Source organism: Mesorhizobium sp. LSHC412B00 (genome assembly GCF_000503035.1).
GTDB lineage: Bacteria > Pseudomonadota > Alphaproteobacteria > Rhizobiales > Rhizobiaceae > Mesorhizobium.
This window is the reverse complement of the sequence record NZ_AYWB01000041.1, coordinates 1-2,853: the sequence shown is the minus strand read 5'-3', so window position 1 is coordinate 2,853 and position 2,853 is coordinate 1. Positions and strand designations below refer to the sequence as shown.

Below are 2,853 nucleotides of genomic sequence, written 5' to 3'. Positions count from 1 at the left end.
AGGGCCGATAAGCGATACCGTTGCCCACAACATGGCACGCAATGGTCTGCTGCAAGCAGCGCGTTGCAATGCCGAGGTCGTGCAAGCTCTCGGTCTTGGAAAGCGGATCGCTGCCCGATGGCAAAAGGCCAATGCCAAGTGTCTGGCCGCCAACCGGAAAGCTGGGGACGTGGCAGGTGGGCTGGGTGCCATTTCAAAGTCGCTGCGCGTGCTGCTGCAATCGGCCATTCTTGCCGTCGGTGCGTACCTTGTCGTCAGGGAAGAGGCTACGGCCGGGGTCATGATTGCCAGTTCGATCATGATGGGGCGTGCGCTGGCTCCGGTCGACCTCGCCATTTCAAGCTGGAAACCCTTCCTCATGGCGCGCCAGGGTTGGGCGCGGCTGGAGGACCTCTTGGAAAAGGTTCCTGAAACCGCTCCTGTTATGCTAATGCCTGCACCTGAACGCGAACTGCGCCTCGAAAGCGTGACAATCGTTCCGCCCGGCGAAAGCAAGCCGACGGTGACCGGCCTTGCGTTTGCCATTCAGGCGGGAAGCGCACTCGGGGTCATCGGCCCGTCGGGCTCGGGCAAGTCGACACTCTCGCGCGCCATCGTCGGCGCATGGACGCCGGTCGCCGGGAAGGTTCGCATCGACAGCGCAAGCCTCGATCAATGGGACCGGGAAGCACTAGGCCGCCATATCGGCTATCTGCCGCAAGGNCCCTGAGGCTATTGTCGCCGCGGCGAAAGCAGCGGGCACGCACGAACTGATCCTCCGATTTGAGCACGGATACGAAACTCCGATTGGTGAGGCCGGATCGGCACTTTCCGCCGGGCAGCGTCAGCTTATCGGTCTTGCCCGGGCCCTTTATCGAGACCCTTTCCTTGTCGTGCTGGATGAACCCAATGCCCATCTCGACGCGGAAGGCGAAGCTGCAGTCGTTAATGCGATCGCCTCCGTGCGCGAGCGCAAGGGCATTGCGGTTGTCGTCGCCCATCGGCCGAGCGCCATCCGCGCCGTCGATTTGGTGTTGGTGATGGAAGGTGGACGGCAGCGATCATTCGGTGCGCGTTCCAAAGTCCTGAAGGCCATCGAGTCTACACAGGATAACGTGGCAGAGCGCGCTGACATGGAGGATCCCGGTGTCCGGCATTCATCAGAACAATGACGTTTCGAGTCCATTCGCCGGCACCTGGTTGCGGGCCTTCTGGCGAGCGTGATCTTTGTGGGAGGAGCCGGACCCTGGGCGACCTTCACGAATCTCTCCGGTGCGGTTGTAGCGTCCGGACACTTTGTCGTCGTTTCCTAGTGAGAAGATACAGCACCCGACTAGCGGGGTGGTCGGAGAAATCCTGGTGAACCCGGCATTTCGTACTACCTGGTGCGCCTGTCGGTTCCGATCTCGGCTCGCGCGAACGCGCTCCCTAACGTTCCATTGCTCGCAATGGGCAGTGCCGGCGCGACTCGGCAACACAGCCCCATGCCCGTTCTTCCGAGGGCGGCCCAACCAGGACGACCGGTTGCCAAGTTTTCCTGGACCGTTCTTTGAGTGTGAATGTTCGGGCCGATTGCCTGGGGCGTGTCCCCGCCGCCTGCGAGCCCGCAACTGCTCAGCAGAAGGGCGAAGTGAACGAGAATGCATCCATTTCGTAAATGTATGCCTATCCAAGCAATCGATTTCTCCAATTGTCCGATGACGAATATGAACGACTCAGGCAGGGGCATCATTAGGAGTATTTTCAATGGCAAAGATTATCGAAGGTGGCCCGGGTTCCGAAACACTCCTCGGCACCGAGGGTGTTGACTGGATCGAGGGTTACCAGGGCGGTGACTGGCTTGACGGTCGTGGCGGCAACGACGAGATCTCGGGTGGCGCGGGCAGTGACCGAGCCATCGGCGGCGAGGGTAACGACCGCATCTTCGGCGGAGATGGCTGGGACGATCTCTCTGGCGACAACGGCCGCTTCAACGCGCGCGTCTCCGGTGAGGACAATGACAGGCTCAGCGGCGGACCCGGCCAGGATGTCCTCTACGTGGGTGACGGCCAGGACACGTTGACCGGGGGCAGCGACAGTGACACGTTCGTGTTCCAGTTCCACAATCCGGTGCCTGGGGTTGTCGGGTCGACGTCGGACATTACCACTATCACCGATTTCAACCCGGCGGAGGACAAGTTCGCCTTCGATGCGGTAGGCCTCTACAACGACGGTTTTGGCGCGAACTTCGTCAACAACGCCAGCATACAGTCCGGCTACCCGGTGAGCAGCTTCTACAGCGGTGCGGCGTCGGGTGCGAACGGCGAACACGTCGTGGTGATCACTGGTGAATCTTTCAACTCTGCTAATGAGGCGGCGAGTGCGATCTCCGGCGAGCACGCCGGCGACATCATTGTCTACCAAAGCAGCTACACTGACAGAGTTGCAACTCTGGCCTATGTCACCGCCGACGGCAGCGCGCACGAGTTCGCCCACCTGGGCGGTGTAGTCACCGTGGCCGACCTAGGCCTGACCGCGTCGGACTTCACCTTCGTTTGATCCAGAAAACCCATGCGAAACCGCGCCCGCCCCGCCCCCCCCGGGCGGGCGCTTTCCCGTCCGTTTCCGCTACTTGCCATGGGCCGGGGCGCCTGGGAGCAGTCAGCGTGTACAGTGACGAAGCCCTGCGCGTCGCGCTGGTCGTGGACCGAAATCTCCTGAAGGTGTGGAGGCGGAAGCCTGTTCGGGCCCTTGCGGCCGACCACGATGAATCCCTTCCAAACCTTCAGCCGGACGGTGTTGTTGACCCGCTCCATTAAACGCCGGGACCAAACATATTCGGCGGGAGCACTGATCCTGAACCAGCGAGCGGATGCAGTCGGTTGCCGGTCGGGG

Annotated in this window: 1 protein-coding gene and 2 pseudogenes; all 3 read left to right on the top strand. The window is 61.7% G+C overall.

Going from position 1 to position 2,853, the window contains the following annotated elements; translation table 11 throughout:
- A pseudogene (locus tag X757_RS01000000165545) lies at nt 1–1,151 on the top strand (type I secretion system permease/ATPase); the annotation flags it as partial.
- Nucleotides 1,126–1,356 (top strand): annotated as a pseudogene (locus X757_RS1000000169325) (HlyD family type I secretion periplasmic adaptor subunit); the annotation flags it as partial. The pseudogenes X757_RS01000000165545 and X757_RS1000000169325, both read left to right, overlap by 26 nt.
- A gap of 369 nt (nt 1,357–1,725) precedes the next feature.
- Entirely contained in the window at nt 1,726–2,517 is a 792-nt protein-coding gene (locus tag X757_RS135545; protein ID WP_023673926.1) for a calcium-binding protein, read from the top strand.
- The last annotated feature ends 336 nt before the right edge of the window (nt 2,518–2,853 follow it).

Bases quoted from the DNA above. Each gene is read 5' to 3' on its own strand.
- X757_RS135545 (WP_023673926.1), top strand. From the start codon at position 1,726: ATGGCAAAGATTATCGAAGGTGGCCCGGGTTCCGAAACACTCCTCGGC.